Source organism: Caballeronia sp. DA-9, from assembly GCF_051615025.1.
GTDB classification, from domain to species: domain Bacteria; phylum Pseudomonadota; class Gammaproteobacteria; order Burkholderiales; family Burkholderiaceae; genus Caballeronia; species Caballeronia sordidicola.
Window position 1 is genome coordinate 200,290 of sequence record NZ_CP195135.1, and the last position, 18,551, is coordinate 218,840.

The 18,551-nt window shown below is 57.0% G+C and carries 18 protein-coding genes and 2 pseudogenes; 7 read left to right on the top strand and 13 right to left on the bottom strand.

The features are described from left to right. Nucleotides 1-3: 3 nt before the first annotated feature. The 9 genes from ACRWA7_RS35255 to ACRWA7_RS35295 all read right to left on the bottom strand — a co-directional run bounded on the left by ACRWA7_RS35255 (nucleotide 4) and on the right by ACRWA7_RS35295 (nucleotide 8,787). Nucleotides 4-807 carry an ABC transporter permease gene (locus ACRWA7_RS35255; RefSeq protein WP_438397290.1) on the bottom strand — a complete coding sequence of 268 codons (804 nt, stop codon included), beginning with the start codon at nucleotides 805-807 and terminating at the stop codon, nucleotides 4-6. Nucleotide 808: 1 nt separating this feature from the next. Continuing rightward, the gene (locus ACRWA7_RS35260) at nucleotides 809-1,690 is read right to left on the bottom strand and encodes an ABC transporter permease (protein ID WP_438397292.1); all 882 of its coding nucleotides are present in this window, start codon (nucleotides 1,688-1,690) and stop codon (nucleotides 809-811) included. Between the two features lie 54 nt (nucleotides 1,691-1,744). Further along, nucleotides 1,745-2,743: an ABC transporter substrate-binding protein gene (locus ACRWA7_RS35265; RefSeq protein WP_438397436.1), complete on the bottom strand. Its 999-nt coding sequence runs from the start codon at nucleotides 2,741-2,743 to the stop codon at nucleotides 1,745-1,747. An 87-nt stretch (nucleotides 2,744-2,830) separates the two neighbouring features. Next, nucleotides 2,831-3,145: an NIPSNAP family protein gene (locus ACRWA7_RS35270; RefSeq protein ID WP_438397294.1), complete on the bottom strand. Its 315-nt coding sequence runs from the start codon at nucleotides 3,143-3,145 to the stop codon at nucleotides 2,831-2,833. Nucleotides 3,146-3,327: 182 nt separating this feature from the next. Continuing rightward, on the bottom strand, nucleotides 3,328-4,284 hold the full coding sequence (locus tag ACRWA7_RS35275) for a flavin reductase family protein (RefSeq protein WP_438397295.1): 957 nt from the start codon (nucleotides 4,282-4,284) through the stop codon (nucleotides 3,328-3,330). After that, entirely contained in the window at nucleotides 4,277-5,191 is a 915-nt protein-coding gene (locus ACRWA7_RS35280) for an alpha/beta fold hydrolase (RefSeq protein ID WP_438397297.1), read from the bottom strand. The genes ACRWA7_RS35275 and ACRWA7_RS35280 overlap by 8 nt, the downstream gene beginning before the upstream one ends. Nucleotides 5,192-5,417: 226 nt before the next feature. Further along, nucleotides 5,418-6,095: a GntR family transcriptional regulator gene (locus ACRWA7_RS35285; protein WP_438397298.1), complete on the bottom strand. Its 678-nt coding sequence runs from the start codon at nucleotides 6,093-6,095 to the stop codon at nucleotides 5,418-5,420. A gap of 188 nt (nucleotides 6,096-6,283) precedes the next feature. Next, nucleotides 6,284-7,318 (bottom strand): GNAT family N-acetyltransferase, encoded by a 1,035-nt coding sequence (locus ACRWA7_RS35290; RefSeq protein ID WP_438397299.1) that lies wholly within the window; start codon nucleotides 7,316-7,318, stop codon nucleotides 6,284-6,286. Nucleotides 7,319-7,662: 344 nt separating this feature from the next. After that, nucleotides 7,663-8,787 carry an MFS transporter gene (locus ACRWA7_RS35295; protein ID WP_438397300.1) on the bottom strand — a complete coding sequence of 375 codons (1,125 nt, stop codon included), beginning with the start codon at nucleotides 8,785-8,787 and terminating at the stop codon, nucleotides 7,663-7,665. Nucleotides 8,788-9,699: 912 nt separating this feature from the next. On the opposite strand from ACRWA7_RS35295, the gene tnpA (ACRWA7_RS35300) reads away from it, so the two are divergent. From tnpA (ACRWA7_RS35300) to tnpC (ACRWA7_RS35310), 3 genes are read left to right on the top strand one after another with little or no spacing between them, the layout of a single operon-like run. Next, nucleotides 9,700-10,047, top strand: a complete 348-nt coding sequence (gene tnpA, locus ACRWA7_RS35300; RefSeq protein WP_438397302.1) for an IS66-like element accessory protein TnpA — start codon at nucleotides 9,700-9,702, stop codon at nucleotides 10,045-10,047. Next, nucleotides 10,044-10,394 (top strand): IS66 family insertion sequence element accessory protein TnpB, encoded by a 351-nt coding sequence (tnpB, locus tag ACRWA7_RS35305; RefSeq protein ID WP_438397303.1) that lies wholly within the window; start codon nucleotides 10,044-10,046, stop codon nucleotides 10,392-10,394. Before tnpA (ACRWA7_RS35300) ends, tnpB (ACRWA7_RS35305) begins: the two co-directional genes overlap by 4 nt. Before the next feature lie 30 nt (nucleotides 10,395-10,424). Further along, nucleotides 10,425-12,029 carry an IS66 family transposase gene (gene tnpC / locus ACRWA7_RS35310; protein WP_438397305.1) on the top strand — a complete coding sequence of 535 codons (1,605 nt, stop codon included), beginning with the start codon at nucleotides 10,425-10,427 and terminating at the stop codon, nucleotides 12,027-12,029. A gap of 390 nt (nucleotides 12,030-12,419) precedes the next feature. On the opposite strand, the pseudogene ACRWA7_RS35315 reads toward tnpC (ACRWA7_RS35310), so the two are convergent. Further along, nucleotides 12,420-12,608: pseudogene (locus ACRWA7_RS35315) on the bottom strand (transposase domain-containing protein); the annotation flags it as partial. Nucleotides 12,609-12,779: 171 nt separating this feature from the next. Here ACRWA7_RS35315 and tnpA (ACRWA7_RS35320) point away from each other — a divergent pair. Both tnpA (ACRWA7_RS35320) and tnpB (ACRWA7_RS35325) read left to right on the top strand, forming a co-directional pair. Then, the gene (gene tnpA, locus ACRWA7_RS35320) at nucleotides 12,780-13,208 is read left to right on the top strand and encodes an IS66-like element accessory protein TnpA (protein ID WP_438397307.1); all 429 of its coding nucleotides are present in this window, start codon (nucleotides 12,780-12,782) and stop codon (nucleotides 13,206-13,208) included. Next, entirely contained in the window at nucleotides 13,184-13,423 is a 240-nt protein-coding gene (tnpB, locus tag ACRWA7_RS35325; protein WP_438397308.1) for an IS66 family insertion sequence element accessory protein TnpB, read from the top strand. The genes tnpA (ACRWA7_RS35320) and tnpB (ACRWA7_RS35325) overlap by 25 nt, the downstream gene beginning before the upstream one ends. Here the strand turns inward: tnpB (ACRWA7_RS35325) and istB are convergent. Both istB and istA read right to left on the bottom strand, forming a co-directional pair. Further along, nucleotides 13,380-14,219, bottom strand: coding sequence for an IS21-like element helper ATPase IstB (gene istB, locus ACRWA7_RS35330; RefSeq protein ID WP_438391858.1), 840 nt, complete (start codon nucleotides 14,217-14,219; stop codon nucleotides 13,380-13,382). The two genes, tnpB (ACRWA7_RS35325) and istB, sit on opposite strands and share 44 nt — an antisense overlap. Next, nucleotides 14,216-15,283 carry an IS21 family transposase gene (gene istA, locus ACRWA7_RS35335; RefSeq protein WP_438391857.1) on the bottom strand — a complete coding sequence of 356 codons (1,068 nt, stop codon included), beginning with the start codon at nucleotides 15,281-15,283 and terminating at the stop codon, nucleotides 14,216-14,218. Before istA ends, istB begins: the two co-directional genes overlap by 4 nt. A 137-nt stretch (nucleotides 15,284-15,420) precedes the next feature. On the opposite strand from istA, the gene tnpB (ACRWA7_RS35340) reads away from it, so the two are divergent. Both tnpB (ACRWA7_RS35340) and tnpC (ACRWA7_RS35345) read left to right on the top strand, forming a co-directional pair. Next, nucleotides 15,421-15,600: an IS66 family insertion sequence element accessory protein TnpB gene (tnpB, locus tag ACRWA7_RS35340; protein WP_438397437.1), complete on the top strand. Its 180-nt coding sequence runs from the start codon at nucleotides 15,421-15,423 to the stop codon at nucleotides 15,598-15,600. Nucleotides 15,601-15,718: 118 nt separating this feature from the next. Next, nucleotides 15,719-17,059: pseudogene (gene tnpC / locus ACRWA7_RS35345) on the top strand (IS66 family transposase); the annotation flags it as partial. Nucleotides 17,060-17,219: 160 nt separating this feature from the next. Here the strand turns inward: tnpC (ACRWA7_RS35345) and ltrA are convergent. Further along, nucleotides 17,220-18,548 carry a group II intron reverse transcriptase/maturase gene (gene ltrA, locus ACRWA7_RS35350; RefSeq protein WP_438395213.1) on the bottom strand — a complete coding sequence of 443 codons (1,329 nt, stop codon included), beginning with the start codon at nucleotides 18,546-18,548 and terminating at the stop codon, nucleotides 17,220-17,222. Between the last annotated feature and the right edge of the window lie 3 nt (nucleotides 18,549-18,551).

Genomic DNA, 18,551 nt, shown 5'->3' on the forward strand with positions numbered 1-18,551 from the left:
ATCTCACTTGATCGAACGGGGACGGCGCAGGACCGCGGCCGCAAGCATTAAAAACGTTGTCAGTGCGACGAGCAGCGATGACGCCGCGGCGACAACGGGTGTCAGGTCTTGCCGTAACGTTGACCAGATACGCACAGGTAACGTCTGCAAAGTCGGGCTTGACATGAATATCGACACGACAACTTCATCCCAGGAAGCGAGGAACGAAAAGATTGCCGCTGCGAAGATGCCCAGATGAATTGCGGGCAATGTCACACGCAGCTTCACTTCGAGTGGCGACGCGCCGCAAATAAGCGCTGCATCTTCGAGCGATGTATCGAAGCTCGCCAGCGAGTTGCTGATGGAAATAATTGAAAATGGCAATGCAATGATCAGATGGCCAATCACGAACCCGGTCGTGGTGCCATTTAGTCCGACCCGCAAGCTGAACGCATACAGGGCAACCGCCAGAACAACAACGGGCAGCACCATCGGGGTGAGGAAAAACGCTTGCGCGGCGCTTCGTCCACGGAACGTACCGCGCACCAGCGCAAGCGACGCGAGCAGACCCAGCACCACAGACAGTACCGTCACGATCACAGCGAGCTTGGCGCTCGTGAGGAGCGCATCCACCCACCCCGAGTCGGTGAACAACTGGCGATACCACTCGAGCGTCCAGCCAGGCGGCGGAAAAATGAGCCACTGTGAGTCGCCGAACGAAAGCGCCACGATAAAGAGGATGGGTAGCAGCAAGAAGAGGCCGACCGCGCTGCCAATTGCAATCAACACCCACCTGAGAGATCCCAGCCGATCGAAGTCGAGCAACATGTCAGCGCCCTCCCACACTTGCACGTACGCCACCTGTAAAGCGCATTTGCAACGCGAACAAACCGAGGGTTACCGCGAGCAAGACAAACGCAGCGGCGCCGGCCAAACCCCAGTTCAGCATGCCCTGAACGAGTTGAGCGATGAGTTCAGCGAGCATCATGTACGACGGCCCGCCAAGCAATGCTGGCGTGACGAAATAGCCCAGCGCCATCACAAACACCATCAAAGCACCTGAGGCGACGCCCGGCGCCGCAAGCGGCACCAGCACGCGCCAGAACGCCTGCCAACGGCTTGCTCCGCAGACTGCCGCCGCACGCAGCGTGGATGCGTCAATGCTTCGTATGGTCGCGTGTAGCGGCATGACAAGAAACGGCAGCATGATATAGGTCATGCCGATGGTCACGCCCACTAGATTATTTACCAGCGGCAATGGTTCATTGATGATATGAAGCGTTATCAGCAAACGGTTGATGGGCCCTGTTGATTGCAACAGCACCATCCATGCGAAGGTGCGCGCAAGCAGGTTCGTCCACATTGACAGCAACAGGATCGAGAACAAAAAAGAACTGATCTTGCGTGGCGCGATGGCAAGCAGCCACCCCGTCGGAAAACCGATGAGCACTGTGACGACTGTGACGACCGTTGCGACCAGGAAGGTGTTGCCAAAAACCTTCAGGTAAGTGGTCGAGCCCAGCAGTTCCGTATAGTTGTGAAGGCCCGGCGTGGGTTCCAGGATGCTACGAAGCAGCAGCGACAGCACGGGCAAGACAAAGAAAATTGCAAGCAACAGCAGCGCGGGAGCAAGCAGGCGCATGCTTCGCCAATCGGGTTTGCGCCGTGCTGGCGCAACAGGCGGCGCAACAGTACTGAGGACATTTGGCATGGTGACTTTCATCCGGGCTTATAGTGTCTGACGCTCAACCGTGAACGCGAAGACTTACTTTGATTGCCACGCGTACCAGCGCTTGGCAATCGCGTCGCGATTGTCGGCCCAGTACTTCATGTCGAGGTTAATCTGCGAGCTCTTGTATTGATCCGGGAGCTGCTTGGCAACTGCGGCCGGCATCAGCGCAGGCGAGTTCACATTGATCGGCGCGTATCCGGTATCGGTCGCAAACTTCGCTTGCGCCTGAGCGCTTGTTGCGTAGGCGAGGAATTTCATGGCTTCGGCTTTGTGCTTTGAGCCCTTAGGTACCACAAGCATGTCTGCCGCCGTCAGGTTCTGGTTCCACGAGATTCCGACCGGCACGCCCGTTTGCGCAAGCGCGTGCAGACGGCCATTCCAGAACACGCCCATTGGCGCTTCGCCCGATGCGAGCAATTGCTGCGATTGCGCCCCGCCGCTCCACCAGACGATGTCGGTCTTGATCGTGTCGAGCTTCTTGAATGCACGGTCGAGATCCAGCGGATAGAGCTTGTTGGGCGGCACGCCATCCGCAAGCAACGCGACTTCGAGCACGCCAGGCGCTGACCACTTATAGAACGTACGCTTGCCAGGATATTTCTTGGTATCGAAGAGGTCGGTCCAGTTGGCGGGCTGGGCGCTCGCATACTTTGTCTTGCTGTAACCCAACACAAACGAGTAATAAAAGCTCCCCACCGCACTTGGCGTGGCAAACCGCGGGTCGAGGTCATTCTTTTTCACGACGTTGTAGTCAATCGGCTCCACAAGTCCGGCCTTCTCCGCCACGAAGGCAAAGTCGCCTTCGACGTCAACCACATCCCATGTCGCGTTACCGCTCTCGACCATCGCCTTGAGCTTGCCGTAATCCGTCGGACCATCCATCAACACGTTGACACCCGTCGCTTGCGAGTAGGGCTGCGCCCAGTCTTTTTGCTGCGACGATTGCGTGGTGCCACCCCAACTCGTGAAAACGATCGGGTCCGCCGCGTGTGCCAGTCCGCTCGACAAGCAGGCTGCCCCTGCGGTAATCATTGAGGCTGCAAAACGTGCATTTCGTGTGTTCATACCCGTCTCCTGCTGTGAAGGTTAAAGCCGCTTTATCGCGGTCTGGATCGGTTTTTAGTTAAGCGGCGAGAAGCTGGTCGGCTTCATGATTTTGTTTTCCATCTCTTCCATCAGCGCCTGAATTTTTGGTGCAAAGGCCTGCCATGCCGGATCGTTGGCGAGTGCAGCGCGTCTGCGTTCGCGCTCGTCAAGCGACGGATAGGCCCAGATATGGACGATTTGATTGAGTGGACCGATCTCTGAAAAGAAGTAGCCAACAAGGTCCTGCAGGTACTTCTTCTGAAGCTCGATCCCCTCTTCTTCAACGAGCTTCAGGTAGGCCGGAACCGCGCCCGTTTTGATGCGATAAGTACGGATTTCGTAGAACATGGGTTTTCTCGAGTTAGCATCGCCAACGGAGCAGCGATCGGTTCGTTGGCGGTACAGTTCCACACAGCGTTGATTTGGGGGCATTAGAGCGGATTGAGCCCGCTTTCCGTCCAACACAAATGGCGCAGCGCAAACGGGGTTTGCGCATGCGGGCGTCTGCGCTCAGCCAAGCTCTGCGGAGCTCAGTGAGAAGGTACAAGCGACTGAACCTTTCCCGCCGCGCTGTCGCCGACATAAATGCCGAACGCATCTTCGCTGCGCTCGCGCACGTAGCGTTCGAGCATCGAACGCACGGCGTCGTTACGAATCTCGCTCCACGGAATTTGAGCGAGCGGCACGACTCGAATGCGCGCCGATGGCAAAGCCAAGCCGTCGCTTGCGACGCGTCCGCGGTAATACACGTTGACCCCGGCTCCCTGTCCGCCGCCGCCTTCAAACACGGCGAAGAGGAAGTCGAGATGCGCGTCCAGTCCGAGCGTGGCGAGCACACCTCGCAGACTGTTCGGGTCGTTCGACGGCTCGAGGCGGATGCCGGCAGGTAATTCCAGGCCATTGGCCGTTTCAAGGAATACGAGACCATCGTCGAGCTCGAGGATCGCACCAACTCTTGCTCGCGACCCTGCAGCAGCAAGGGCTTCCTGAGACAAGCCAAAGTTCACGTAGGCGCCACGGCAATAACCAAGCGGTGACGAGGTCGTATGCGTGAAATCAACCACGCGGCCAATCAGAATGATGTGGTCACCTGCATCGACGACATCGTGGGTTTTGCAATCGAAGCTCGCAGCAGCTCCGCTCATTAGCGGCGCGCCTGTGACGCGCGCATGCCAGTCGACCTGACTAAATTTGTCCGGAGACTTCGATGCAAAAACGCCCGATACCGCTTTCTGCGCATCTGCAAGCACGCTCACCGCAAAGTGATCGGTCGTCGAGAACACCGCGTGGCTTGACGCAGTCTTCGCGATGCACACGAGCACCAGTGGAGGATCGAGCGATACTGAGGTGAACGAGTTCGCGGTAAATCCGCGCGGCGAGCCGTCGGGTTGAATAGTCGTGACGACGGTGACGCCCGTCACGAAAGCGCCCAGTGCGCGACGGAACTCCGTGGGATCGAGCAGCTGCTCATTGATCGTGTCAGTCATGACGTTCTCCGTTATGGGTGTCGCGCATCGTTTGCACGCGAGTAGTTGGGGCAGCCGCTTTGGTCAAAAAGCCAAGGAGCCGCTCGTTGACGGGCGAAGGGTCGGTGACGTTCATCATGTGGCGGGCGCCGGAAATGACTTCCGCCTGTCCGTTGCGCGTTGCCGCAGCCATAGCTTTCGACATCGCCGGGCTTGAATTTGGATCGAATTCGCCGGTCAAGAAAAGCGCGGGGGCGCAGAGTTCGCCAAGACGGCCGATATGAGCATCGTCCGAGCTTGCGAACAGCCGATATGTACGGGCGTACCCAACCGAATTCACGTTCGTCAGAAGCGAACGTAAGTCTTGCGCGGCCTGAATTAAATGGGCGGGCACCGGCTCGCCGAACCATCGCGCGATCGTCGCGTCAGCCCCCGCAATCGCGTTCTTGTGTGCATCCTTTCCTGCTTCCGCCGGGATTTCGTGAAGCGTCATAGCCCGCTTCATGACGGCCGAGCGCTGCGCGGGGGTGCGGTCATATACAGCGTTCAGTGCGGCGACGCTCAATGTGCGCGCCGGATTTGTCAGCGCGAACTCCAATGCGACGAGTGCGCCCATTGAATGTCCAACAACGTGCGTGCGGCTGATTCTCAAATGCTCAAGCAGCGCTGCAAGTTGCACTGCGTAATCGGCGAGCGTCGGGTTCGCGCTTGGTAAAACACTTTCGCCGTGGCCAAGCATGTCGTAAGCCAGCACCTGAAAACGGGCAGTTAGCGCATCGATTTGGCGAACCCAGACGCTGTGATTCATACCGACACCGTGGATTAGCACCACAGTTTCGACAGGTTCGCCGGTGCGGGATGCGTAAAGGCTGAATCGCGTGCCGGCCGCGGTGTCACCCGAGATCCGGCTGCTTACTTCTTGTGCCACGACGCGAACTCCCTAGCATCGAACTTGAAATTGCTTCGCTGTTTCAAAACCGTCTCCCCAAAAAGCCGCTGCTACGCTTAGCAGCTTATGGGATACCATATTATTGCCGTAGAGCAGACGATGGTATTATGGAATACCATAATGCTTCGCTTGTAGTCGTTGGGTTGGGAAGTGGACGAAAAAAAACCGCCCGTAGGCGGTTGAATCGAAGCTGACAGTAACGTCCTTAATCTGGCTCTGGAAGCTTATTCAGTGCGTCTTGTGCAAGTTGCGAAACCCGCTGGATGTGCGCGGTCGACGCTTTGAAAGCCGCAGCGCCGTCGCCCCGCTCAATGGCCGCGAGCAGCGTATTCATTTCCTTGTTGGACTCGGCGCCACGGCCCGCCGAAGAAATTGTCAAGGCGCGTAGTCGATTGATTCGGGTGTTGAGTGTACGCACGACCGCTAGGGAGACCGTCTTTTGCGCGCCCTCGAAAAGCGCGTCATAGAATGCCTCAGTATGCGTCAGGACGTCGGCGAACGCGTTCTTCTCGAACGCCTTCTCGATTTTTCGACGAATGCCCCGGAGCTTCTCGATAGTTTGCGGCGTAGCCTTTTCCGCGCAAGCGCGCGCTGCGTTGGCCTCAAGCAGACCGCGCAACTCGTAGATCTCCCCTACCTGCGTGGGGTCGAGCCGAGCGACAATCGGACCATGACCCGCCGCGATTTCAACGAGCCCTTCGGTCTCGAGATGACGTAGAACCTCGCGAACAACAGTTCGACTCACGCCCAGTTCCTCGCACAGTGTTCGCTCGACCAGCCGGGCGCCGGGGCGAAAATAACCTTGAACAATGGCCTCACGAAGCTTTTCAAGGGTCAACTCTCGAAGTGTTTTCGCGTTTCGATCAACTTTCAGGTCGGACATATCGCTTGATTGGCCATCGGCACTGGCAGTTTTTGGAATGCCATATTATGACCGATACCATATTACGTGTGAACGATTACCTCGCAGGCATCAGATTTAGCCACGGAGTGTTTGAAATGACCTTAATCAGGCGAAGCGCTACGTCTGCGCCGTGCCGCCGCAACAGTTTGAAGACCTGTGCACGTGCCCTAACGGCAAAAGAAATTCGGAAGTTGGCGCACGGACTGGAGCGCTCGCAAAATGTGCATCCCGCGAGTTTCACGAGTTCCGATGTATCTAGGCGCGACCGTGCCGCTGAAGTTTGCCGCGAGTCGAGCGCTTCCTTCGTCGACAATGCCGTCAAAGTCGAAGATAAGACCTTTTTGCATCGCATCGCTGATCGCTTCCCAGAGAAGCAAGCTTGTCGCCCCGCGATGCGCGTCGATCGTGCGCGTCGACATCAAATAGTAATATGACCCATGGTCCCAAACACAGAAGATAGCAGCGAGTAGTTCGCCCTTTGCGTTACGCGCACCGAATAGCATTCCCTTGCTTCTTGCCAGAGTCGACTCGATGATTCTGGCAGCGAGGCTCATGTTCATATAGTTCTTGTGACCGAGGGACTCGAGGTTACGTCCGTATACTTGGATGAATTCATTCGAGGTTAGGTCACGGTAGACAGTCAAAGAGTTACGCGCAATCCGAATGCCATTTCGGCCCTTGTCCCGCATACCTGCCCACACGTCCTGTATTGGCTGCGGCGATATCTCATGGGTAAATTGCACCGAGGATCTGAAGGCTTGATTCTGAAAGGCCAAGATGTCCGACACCCCACGGTGGCATTTAATGTAGGTTGACGATACCTTGGGCAGTTGTTCAATAAGCGCTCGAGTTATATCAAGGCGACGTAAGAAGCGAGTGTTCTCTTTTGCTTTTCCGTCAACAGTCGCGGGCCCGAGAAAATGTGTTAGCGGCGGCATGTCGATGATCGAAAGCTTTCGATTTTCTTTGAGCACATAAGGCATGCGTCCCACGACCTTCCCCTTCTCCACTACTTCAGAAAATTTGCACCGACCGTCGGTTGCAATGTCGAGCCACCAACGCTCGTGGAAGATAGTTGGCTCGAGAGGGTTGACGGCGATTTCCGCCGCTTTGAGAGATGAAATGTCTACTTTTGCAACGTTGGTCGCTTTTTCATGACGCGCATGCTCAATCAAGTCTGGACGATCATCTTCAATTATCATGGGTACACGCCTAGCCGAAAGAAGCCGCAGATTACTATATGGAATCTTTCAAGATCGCCGGTGGCAGCAAACTCAGCGACTATGGCGGAATAAAGCTAGCTGACAATTGTATTCAAATTACTTTTCGTGTTACCCCACCTGTGTGAATATTCGCTGCTCAAGCAGCAGCGTAGATGCTTTAAAAGACATGTCCATACTCTTGATTTCGGCTGCCTCCTTGCTGCGGCACGAGCCGTCGAACAGCCCATAGCGGTGAAAGAATTCACCGGTTCTGTTTGCAATTAACAAGAAAACCGAGAAAGTGCCGCTTCGACTTCTCACACTGTCTGCGAAGCCACGCGCACCTACTTCACGTATGGTGTACGAGCCGCGTGGTTTCGCGCAGCTAAGGTAAGCGCGTGCCTGGCACTCAACGCCAAGAGCGCACAAGAAATCGCGTTGAAGGCAAACAAGCCTCGAGGCCCCACAAGCATCATCGTCGTTGAAGCCAACGTTGGTCCGGTCATGCCTCCGAGCGAAAACAATACTAAAAGCATTACTGAAACCGCGACCCGGAGATGAGCCTCTGTTCGATCCTGCACGTGCGAAACGATCAGCCCGTACTGCGTGAATGTGACAGCGACATATACCAATGTCGCACACCATGTGACCTCACGAACATCAAAACACATTAGCACGACGCTGAGCACAGCCGAAGTCACTGCTGTCCAGTAAACAAGACGCCGACGGTCAATCCGATCGGACAAACGTCCCATCGGAAACTGAGGTAATAACGCTCCAATGAGAGCGACCCCCATAAACGTTGCTATCTCATGGGTCGAATAGCCCGATCGCTCAAGATAGACCGGCATCATTGAATAAAAGCTACTGTAAATGAAGCCAGCCAGGATGCACCCGGGCACAGCTAGTGGCGTTGCGTTCTTCATATCGCGCAGGCTCTCACGCCATGCCCGCACCGGCACCCGCTCGAGGTTCTCGTCCCTCACCCTGACCGGCCAGCCTTCCATCAGCGTGACGGGCATCACCGCTGCCGCAAAGAGAGCAGCAGCAATCGAGAACTGCTGCGCAGGCGAGTCGACACCCACATTAAGCAAGAACTGCCCGCTCCCGATCGCGAGGTAGCCGAGAGCAGCATAAAGACCGAACACTTGTCCACGCTTGCTGTTCTCGACAGTACCGTTGAGCCAACTCTCGACCGACGTGTACAGCCCCATGAACGCCACGCCCGTGAGCAAGCGAATGCACCCGAGCGCCCAAGCTGAATGTGCACCGCCAAACGCAAGTGCCAGAATCGATGCCGCTGCGGAAAAAGCCACGAACGTGCGGTGTTGACCGATGCGATCGATAAGTCGCCGGTTGACCACTGCGCCCAATATGTAGCCCGCGTAGTAGCACGATTGAATCAAACCGATGACGAGTGTCGAGTAATCCGACTGGATCATGCGCAGCGGAATCAGCGTTTGGAACAAGCCGTTTCCTGCAAGAAGCAACGCATAGCCAAGTAGAAGACCAGCGAGTGCTCGCGCGAGCTCTACTGGGCTCGCGGCATTGCGACCTACGTTAGCGGCCGCTGAATCTGGTCTAGGCGGAGTCTTGCGTCCGAGAAGTGCAGCTTCGTTTAACGGACCTGTGCGTCCCACTAACGATGAGTCGTGGGAGATGTCCGTCTCACTTCGTGGTCCCTCTACGTTTTGGTCACGAACATTCTCGGCGGAGCGCGTCTTTTCGTCTTCTCGTTTTGACATGAAAACCTTGATTACGCTCCCAAGCGATCCGGACAACTAGTGCCTGCTTCTCGTTGGAGAGCGAGCCAAGCGACAACATCACGGATACCTCAGAGCAAGCGTTTGGGATCGATTTGCAGCTATGGTACCCGAGCGTAAAGACGCACTTGTAATGGCTGTTTGAGGGGCCGTCTCTTACCTTTGATAAAAGAAGCGAACCAGGAAACCTGACTCCGGCATCCAACGCCGAGAAGCGAAGGCAGTACACATGACAAAATGAAGCTTGGTCGGGAATCTCGATACGCACACGGCAAAGCAGAAGCTTTAGTAGCGAGCCGCCAGTTTCCCATCGCTTCTAAGGGCGGCGGTCACGCTACCGCAATGCACAAAAAGAGGCCGGCACTAACGCCGGCCCAACGGGGAATCACCGACCTATGGAACAGCTCCGGTGAGACACATGCGATGAGCATCGTACGTGCCCGAATAGCGCCCCTCCTTTCGAATGACATAAAGATGCCCAAGGCCTTTTTCGCGAAAACAGGCCGCTGCAGGTGGCGGAACTTCATGCGTTTGGTAAGCGAGTCATCAGCACCGCCTGTTAATAGCGACGCGGCTTCGGCATTCTGATTCCCACCAGATCTAGTGGGAATCAGAATCATGGAAGTGAGCGCACCAGGCCGCCCCCGCGGCTCAAGAAACTACACGGAAGAATTCCGGGAGATGGTGGCAGCGCAAGCTAACGACCCGGAGCGTTCGATCGCTGAGGTTGCTCAGGAACACGGTCTGAACGCGAACATGGTCGCGAAGTGGCGACGTCAACGGTCGCCCTCGCCACCGGCGACGCTATTGCCGGCACAAGAATCATTTCTCCCGGTGCAAATCACGCCATCGACGCAGCACCCAACCATCACAGTGGAGTGCGGAGCGGTCCGGGTTCGCTTCGAAGGCAACCCTGATCTGGACGTGCTGCGCGTTGTGCTGGCTAGCTTGCGTGACGCTCAATGACGCTAGGACCACCCACTGGCACACGTGTGTGGCTGGCCGCGGGCGTCACCGACATGCGTGGAGGCTTCAATAGCCTCGCCGCGAAGGTGCAAACTGTCCTCGAACGTGACCCGTTCAGTGGTCACGCGTTCGTCTTCCGTGGCAAGCGTGGCGACCTGCTCAAGGTACTGTGGTGGAGCGGCGACGGCATGTGCTTGCTCACGAAGCGGCTCGAGAAGGGGCGCTTCGTGTGGCCACAGGCCACCAGCGGAACGGTCTACTTGAGTCCCGCGCAACTCTCAATGCTGCTCGAGGGCATTGACTGGCGCCAGCCCACGCGCACGGCGCAGCCCACATCCGCGTTGTAAACGTCGGCGCGGACACGTAAACTGTCGGTCATGACTTCGGCCGACACCCTTCCCGACGACATCGATGCCTTGAAAGCGCTGCTGCGCGAGCGCGACGCGCGCATTGAACGCCTACAGGATGTCGTCGACTCCCAGGAGGCGGTCATCGCCACGGGTAAGGCTGAGATCGAGCACTTGAAGCAGTTGATCGCGAAACTCCGCCGCATGCAGTTCGGTCGCAAGTCCGAGAAATTGGATCGACAGATCGAGCAACTCGAACTGCGACTCGAAGAGCTCGAAGTCGACGAATGCGCGACGCCGGTTGAAATTCGAAAGGCAACACTTACGGCGCCAGAACAAGCACCGCGTAGGCCATTGCCCGAACATCTGCCGCGCGATGTTCAAACGTATTTGCCTGAGTCGGGCGAGACATGCCCGGGGTGTGGCAGCAAGATGAAGCCGCTGGGCGAAGACGTTGCTGAACAACTCGAGTATGTACCGGCAAGCTTCCGCGTAGTCCGGCATGTGCGACCGAAGTTCGCGTGCTCTTGTTGTGACCACATCGCACAAGTGGCCGCGCCGAGTCGACCCATCGAGCGCGGTCTGGCCGGCCCCGGTCTTTTAGCTCACGTGCTGGTCTCGAAGTTCGCCGATCACTTGCCGCTTTATCGGCAGTCGGCAATATACGCACGCGAAGGTGTGGAGCTTGATCGTTCTTTGCTCGCGAAGTGGGTGGGTCACTGCGCGACGCTCCTGCAACCGCTCGTTGAGGCGTTACGTCGCCATGTGATGGCAGCGACTAAACTTCATGCCGATGACACGCCTGTACCGGTGCTCGCACCCGGCAACGGCAAGACGAAGACGGGCCGCCTGTGGGTGTATGTGCGTGATGATCGTGCCTCGGCTGATATGACGCCGCCGGCGGTATGGTTTGCCTACACGCCAGATCGCAAGGGCATCCATCCACAACAGCATCTCGAGTCATTCAGCGGCACATTGCAAGCTGACGCATACGGCGGGTACCAGGCCATTTATGAAACCGGACGTGTGACTGAAGCAGCGTGTTGGGCACACGCTCGAAGACAATTCTACGAATTGCATGCGGCCCGTCCAAATGCCCTGAACACCGAAGCGCTTGAGCGTATCGGCGGCTTGTATAGGATCGAGGAAACGATCCGGGGCAAACCACCTGATGAGCGTCGGGCCTATCGACAGGCGCATGCGCGGGCACTACTCGCCCAACTCCATACGTGGCTCACCATCACACTAGGCACTCTCTCGCAAAAATCCGATACGAGTCGAGCGATCCTCTACGCCCTTAACCGATGGGAAGCGCTCACGCGCTACTGCGACGATGGCCGGCTCGAAATCGACAACCTGCAAGTAGAGCGTGCGTTGCGCGGGGTCGCAATCGGCCGGCGGAACTATCTGTTTGCCGGCGCCGACTCAGGCGGCGAACGTGCGGCCGCGATCTACAGTCTTATCGGCACGGCGAAACTCAACAGTGTCGATCCCGAGGCGTACCTGCGTTTCGTGCTCACACGCATCGCTGACCTCCCGATCAACCGGGTCAATGAACTGCTACCGTGGCAATTTCCCGAGCTACGCGCCGTTCATTCAAAACAAAGTGCATCGGCTGGAACAACGGCGCCGTGATGTCGTAACACCTCGGCACGAAAAATTGCCCAGTCATCAACTCCAGCCCTGGTGTGGGTGCAATACAAACACTCGCTTGCCGCAGATTGCAACGACGCATTTCGGTGTACGTCAATGCCGAACCGCTTGCTGAACCGCGCCCAACACAACCCGTCCTCTCCATTGATCCAAAGCGTTTCGCCGTTGCCTGATACGGTGATCTCGTAACGCTGTCCCTGGATCGGTTCGTTGCTCACAACATGTCTCCCATTTAGAGCTTCAATTGTAGCTACCATCGCAGATGTCAGTGCCGGGCGCATGGCACGCTTGCAAAACGGCTCCAGTCAAGACGTCCTTCGGGATGCGCTTACTGCGTTTGTAAGCGCCCGGCAAAGTCAGGGGTGAGCTCAATCAGGGGACGGGTGGTACCCAGTTATGCGGAAGCAATTCGGCAATCTGGTCGGCCCGCTGTGTCGGCAGTCGCGTAAGGACGTCTTTTAAGTATGCGTATGGGTCGTGCCCATTGAGCTGAGCGGAACGCACCAGACTCATGATGGCAGCGGCACGTTGACCAGCGCGTAGTGAACCTGCGAAAACCAAATAAGGCCGGTTGCCGTTAGCAGGGGAAACTGGCTCTTCGCGGGTTCAGCTCGCGCGGGCCGGCGTCAGGCCGCAGTGATGAGTCTCATCCGTAAGCGGTCCGTTGTCAGCGTCTTGCGGAAGCGCCTCACAGTGGCGACCATATGTCCACGTAAATTAACGTGGACATCTATGACTGACATCATCTCAGAGTTAAAAGCGCGGCTTATTGTAGGCCGCAAGCAGGACGGTCGATGCGTGTACGACCCGAAAGCCAAGCGAGAACTGACCGAGGCCTGCATGGCGCCGGGCGTGTCCGTCGCACGTCTCGCACTGGACCACGGATTAAACGCGAACTTGCTGCGTACGTGGGTTACGGCTGATAAAAAACGGCGGGCGAGCACCGGGATCGTGCCGGAGGCTAAGACCTTGAACCCGGCGGCAGCGGCTTTCATACCCGTGCTTCCAACTCAGGCCCAGCCAAGGGAGACTGCACCTCGCTTGGAGATTCGATTTCCCAACGGCATCAAGGTTGAATTCGATGATGCTCGTGACGATCAGTTGCTGTCACTACTAACTGCACTGAGTGCCTTGCCATGTTTCGATTCGACGGAGGCTTGAAGGTCTTCCTTCACCGCGACGCCGTCGACGGTCGTAAAGGGATCAACGGGTTGGTTGCGTTGGTCGAGCAAGCATTGAAACTCGACCCGTTCGCTCCTGTCAAACGCAATCTCAAGTTGATACAGCTTCGTACGCAAACGCAATTGGAAATTAATACACCTACTCACGCGGTTATTGGCTGGGTGCTACCTCCTTTGAACTGCGTCTGCGTTTGATGTCGTCCCCGTCGTGCAATTGCGGCGGCGCAATTCTGTTGATCATCCCAGCCTGACGTTTTTCCTTTAGCCGATACGATTCACCGGAGATCGGTACGACGTGTGCATGATGAAGCAGCCGGTCAAGCAACGCCGCAGTCAGCGTCGCGTCGTCGGCAAAGGTCTGATCCCACTGACCGAACGGCAAATTGCTGGTGAGGACGAGACTGCCCGTTTCGTATCTTTTGGCAATGACCTGGAAGAGTAAGTTCGCCTGTTCCCGATCCATTGGCAGGTACCCCATCTCATCAATGATCAGAAGTCTGTACGGCTTCGTGATGCGCTTGATGGTTTCCTCGAGCTGGTTACGCCGCAACGCGGTCGTCAATTGCATCAGGAGGTCGGCGGCGGTGATAAAGCGAACGCGGAACCCGGCCTGCGTTGCACGATATCCAAGTGCCAATGCGAGGTGAGTTTTACCCACGCCACTAGGTCCGAGCAGTACGACATTCTCCGCACGCTCCACAAAGGCTAGGCTGCTTAGCTCGAGTACTAGCGGTTTGGGTACGCCGAGTGCGAACTCGAAATCGAAATCATCAAGCGTCTTGATCGCCGGGAAGCCGGCGAGACGGGTCAGCATCCGGCGCATTCGTTCCGTGCGAGCCATTGCTTCATCTTTTAACGCGTGTTCGAGGAAGTCGAGATAGCCAAGCTCGCGCTTCGCAGCCATTTGTCCAAGGTGCGCAATCTGCGTCGGCAAATGCAGGAGGTTGAGTTGCTTACACAACACGGTCAGTCGCTCGAGCTGCGGCGTCATGCGTTCACCTCCTGCGTTCGGCTGAAGGCATCGTAGACCGACAACGGATGCTGCAGCGGTTTTTCCCATTCCGACGTTGCATACCGCGATACCGGTTTCGGTTGCTCATGCGGCGTCGCTCCAGTTCGGACCGACCGTCCCACGTACGGTGCCGGCAGCGGCAGCAAATGTGGGCGCTCTTCGAGCAATACCTCAGCTGGTACGCGTTTCGTGGTGCCATGAAGACGAACGTTGGCAACGTCGCGCAGCCACCGCCTGACACGCTCATTGCAAAGGCCACAGTCCGCTGTCAACCCGGCTTGTTTAAGCATTGAGACCAACGGGACCCAGAAGCTGTAGCGCAAATAACCATTCATACGCTCGACTTTGCCTTTCGTCTTTGCACGGTATGGTTTGCAGACGCGAGGCACGAACCCGTGATGTTTAGCGAAGTCGGCGAATCCTGGATGATATCGATGCTGTTTTTTGCCATATGCATCGCGTTTCAGGATTACCGTTTTCATATTGTCATACACGATTTCTCTGGTGACGCCTCCAAATGCCTCGAATGCCCGCACGTGGCAAGCCAGCAGCGTTTCAATACGCATGTCGGTGACAAACTCCGCGTAACTTACGCGGCTGTAGCCCAACGTCGCGACGAACGCGGCGAGCATGCCGAGCTTGTGCCCCGGCTTACGAAACTCGATCCAGTCCATCTGCATCTGTTGGCCCGGCTCGGTCTCGAATCTGACTACTGGGTCGGGACGCGCAGCGGGTCGAAGTTTCTGCAGATAGTCCTGAACCTGTCGCAATCCGCCTTTGTAGCCGCGCTCCTCAATCTCTCGCTTGAGCACCGTCGCCGGGATCCAGTCTGGCTTTGCTGCTTCGACCCGGCCCTGAAGATACGACTTAAACGGCGCAAGCTTACTCACGACGGGCTCACGCACTTTGCGATGCGGAGGACCTAATGCCAGATATTTCCGAACCGTGTTGACGGCCATGCCAGTCTCTACCGCGATGTCTCGCAGGCTATTCCCTTGGCGACGCAGAATCTCGATTTCCATGTACTCCTCGTAGCTGATCACGGGCCGCCCAAAAAGAGCAACCCTACAACGAGGTGTATCAATTCCTAAACGCGTTGCTGTATTAATTTACAACTGCGCGTGACACTCCCGCGGTTTATGCTTTTACCAACAAGCGGCGCGACCGTGTAAAGCTCATCCTGTGGAACCGAACGGGCTTCTGGCTATTGATCAAACGGTTAGAGGCAGACCGCTTCGCATGGCCCCGCGAGGCGGCAGTTCTTGAGCTGACGGTGGAACAGTTGCATTGGCTGCTCGACGGTGTCGACCTAGCGGCCATGAAGAAGCATTCGGCCCGTCACTACATGCGCGCGAGCTAGCCACGCTCACGCGTACGACCGGTGCGTCTCGTTTGTCTGTCGCATTCACGAGACGCCGGTTAGATATTTAGAATTTCCCGTAAACCTACGAAGGCTCGCGATTGGCTATTGTTACGCCATGGCCCGCGACATTCACAAATCCCACTCGATCACCGCCGAAGAGCTCGCCGAGCTCATCGCTGAGCGTAATGCGGCGCTTGCCGATAGCCGAGCGTTGCGCGGCGAACTACGGGTGACCAAGGTCGAACGCGACCTTCTCAAGGAACAACTCAAAGCGTTCCAGCGCCAGTTGTTCGGCGCCAAGAGCGAAGCACGTAGTGCTGAGCAGCGGGACCTGTTTCTGAACGAAGCCGAAGCGCTTGCCCCCACCGCAGCGACGGCGCCGGCACAATCTGACGAAGCTGAAACTGAGGTCGCGGGTCATAAACGTAAGAAGCCCGGTCGAAAGCCGCTTGATCCTGCTCTGCTGCGTGAAGTGATTCGCTACGAATTGCCCGAATCAGAACGTACCTGCCCAAACGACGGCACGACGTTGATCGAGATCGGCGTCGAAGTCAGCGAGCAGCTTGACATCGTTCCACAGCAAGTACGGGTGATTCGTCACGAGCGCGTGAAGTACGCGTGCGCAGAGTGTGACCAGGGCATCAAGGTTACGCCGGCGCGTTTGCGCATCATCTCGAAGGGTTTGTTCACCGAAGCGGCGCTGGCCTGGTTCGTGGTGTCGAAGTTCATGGATGGGTTGCCGCTGTATCGCATTGCGGCGCTGCTCAAACGCTTCGGCGGTGACATCTCGCGCAATACGCTTGCGGCCAGTGTCGTGCGCCTGGGCGAGGCGGTGCAGCCCATCATCAATTTATTGCGGGATCACTTACTCGACAGCGAGATTGTGTTCGGTGACGAGACCACCGTGCAAGTGCTCAAGGAGCCTGGGCGAGCGGCGCAAACCAAGAGCTATATGTGGTGCCAAATCAACGGCAGCGGGCGACTCGTGCGGCTCTTCGGATATGCACCCGGGCGTGGCACGCAACACGGGTCAAACCTATGGGCAGGCATGCGCCACGGCGCCGTGCTGATGAGCGACGGCTACGAACCATACAACGCAATCGCGCAAACCCATGGCGCCGTGCATTTAGGTTGCTGGGTTCACGCGAGACGTTACTTCGTGAAAGCGGAAGACGGGTTACCCAAAGAGGCGCGTGGTGTACATCAGCCGTCCACGCAATTCATCCATCTCATTGCCAAGCTCTATGCGGCGGAGTCGCACGCGCATAAGAAGTCCAACTGGCGAGCGCGCTTACGTCGGCGCTACAGTCGTGCAGTGCTCACGGAAATCAAGAGACTCCTTGACCACCATCTCGATACGACTGCGCCGAGCGGAAAATTAGGCGAAGCCCTGAGGTATCTTGCCGGTCAGTGGCCAAAACTGATTCGCTATGTGGAAAACGAAGCGTGGCCCATTGGTAGAGTCGAGATGTGGCGCGGTGGCGGTAGGGTTGGTTTGTCTGTTGCCGCCCCTTTCGTCTGGCGGTGCCCGAATAACCTCACCATAGCTCCGTTTCCACATCCCGCTCATCGAACCGGACGTGCGGATTTCCCGCATCCGGCTCTCTTTCAGAACATCAGACCTTCGCGTTCGAACGGTTGGCGGCAAGCGTGCGGAGGCGTATCAGTCCCAATGATTCGTAAAGGAACTGGTCAGAGTATTGGCGGTACCCCGTTCCCGTCTTCCCGCGTTTGCGCATCAACCAGACCCGTAGGCGCCGCGCGACGTACCGGTCGAGATCTTCATAAATCCGCGTCACTGGGCCCTGACTAAAATAACCGGCCCAACCCCGCAACAACGGATTCAATTCCGTGACTCGACTTTCTACATCAAAGGCGTTCCAACGCCCCGTGGTGGCGTCGTGGACCGCATCCTTCAGCCGCTTGATAGACTTCTTCGACGGCCGAGTGCCCCAGTACGGACGGCCTCCCAAACCATAGAAGCGACCGACGGTATAACCGAGGAAGTCAAACCTTTCGTCCGGCAACTTCACCAGCCGAGTTTTCTTCTCGTTGACCGTCAGGCCAAGTTTTCCCATCAAGTGCCGCATCGCTCCCATGGCTCCCTCACCACGTCCTTCGCGACAGAGGATCACAAAGTCATCGGCATAATTCACGATTTCCGCCTGATACTTATCGGCGTAGCCGTGGCCATACCAAGCCAGCATGAACCGTCGGAAGTACAGGTTTGCAAGCAGTGGCGATATCACGCCACCTTGCGGTGTGCCTCGATGACTGTCCTTTGCTTCCGTGGATTGCCGCTCACCGTTCGATGTGCGTTCGATCACAGGCGCATTGAGCCAGTCACGTATCACCGACAGCACGGAGCCGTCGGCTATACGCCGAGCCACACAGCGCATCAGGTCGCCATGCGGAATGGTGTTGAAATAATCAGACAGGTCAGCATCGACAACATCCCGTGCACCCCGATCGACAATGCCGAAATGGATGCGCCGTAACGCCATCTTTGCGTCCACTCCCGTCCGAAAGCCATATTGCCAGCGAAACAAGTCCACTTCGAAGATCGGACCTGTTACCAGCAATACCGCCATCTGCACCACACGGTCCCGAACAGTTGGAATACCGAGTGGCCTTTCGCCACCACTAGCTTTGGGGATCCATACGCGCAGCAAGGGCTGAGGCCGATAAGTCTTGGCCTTTAACTCTTGCTGCAATCTTTCCAGCCAGTCGTTTCGTCCATGTTCTTCGATATCCTCAAAGCGCTCTCGATCGACTCCCGGCGCACCGCGGTTTGCGCGGCAGCGCCGATAGGCGTCGAACAGAACATCTTCTCGGCACACCTTGTCCCACAGACTGTAGAACCGCGTAGCCGGTTCGTTCTTTGCTTTCGTCTGCAATGTGGTCTGTAGCGTCCGAACCGAATCAAGCAGGGTTAGTAGACTCACGTC